Source organism: Pseudoblastomonas marina (genome assembly GCF_014641655.1).
GTDB lineage: Bacteria > Pseudomonadota > Alphaproteobacteria > Sphingomonadales > Sphingomonadaceae > Alteriqipengyuania_A > Alteriqipengyuania_A marina.
On record NZ_BMID01000020.1, the window covers coordinates 1 to 930 of the forward strand.

A 930-nucleotide genomic window follows, 5' to 3' on the forward strand; every position below is an offset into this window, starting at 1 on the left:
AAAAAAATTAAGCGAAGCTCGCCTCGAGAAGTGGAAGGGAGGAAGGTAGGAAAGCTCGCCTCAAAAAAAACCAAATTAGCAAAGCTAAAAAAAATTTTTTTTAGCTTTGCTAAAAAAATCTTATTTCAAGTAGTTGAGATCTACAAGAGTATTCTCAATTAAACTAAGCACAGGTACTATAAATATAAAGTAACTGAAATAAAAGATTGTACTAAATTGACCTAATTCAATAAAAGGTGATTCTACATGACAAGCACCTAATTTCATTAAAATTAAGAAATTTACTACAAAAGCTCAGAAAGCGAATTTACTTAAAGGTCTAAATTGTAAACCTTTTGATCTACCTAAATCTGTTATAGGTAATAACATTATAGCTAATATTGCACTAAACATAGCAATAACTCCTAATAATTTATTAGGTATAGATCTTAATATAGCGTAGAAAGGTAATAAATATCATTCTGGCACAATAGCAGGTGGAGTTTGCATAGGGTTGGCCATTATATAATTTTCACTATCACCTAAAACATTGGGCATAAAGAAAACAAATGAACTTAAAACATATATAAAGATAAAAATAGTTATTAAATCTTTAAATAAATAATAAGGAGCAAATGTTATTCTATCGTAATTACCTGAAACACCTAAAGGGTTACTTGACCCTGCTGTATCATGAAGTGCAATCAGATGCATTAATACTAATGCTGCTAAAATAAATGGTAAAACAAAATGTAAAGCAAAGAATCTATTTAAAGTAGCATTGTTTACACTAAAACCTCCTCAAATGACAATATATTACGTATAATATTTAACTTATACTTTACACCCTTAAGGGTATATTTAGACTATATCTTAAACCCACTCATAGAGTGGATTTTGGGGGTATCGTGTTGAGCTTATTGTTGGTATAACTCACTCATTAGTCGTTGA

At 29.5% G+C, this 930-nt stretch carries 2 pseudogenes; both read right to left on the minus strand.

Annotated features, from left to right (window positions below):
- Nucleotides 1-120: 120 nt before the first annotated feature.
- Nucleotides 121-444: pseudogene (locus IEW49_RS13385) on the minus strand (cytochrome b); the annotation flags it as partial.
- Nucleotides 445-456: 12 nt separating this feature from the next.
- A pseudogene (locus IEW49_RS13390) lies at nucleotides 457-768 on the minus strand (cytochrome b N-terminal domain-containing protein); the annotation flags it as partial.
- Nucleotides 769-930: the final 162 nt, after the last annotated feature.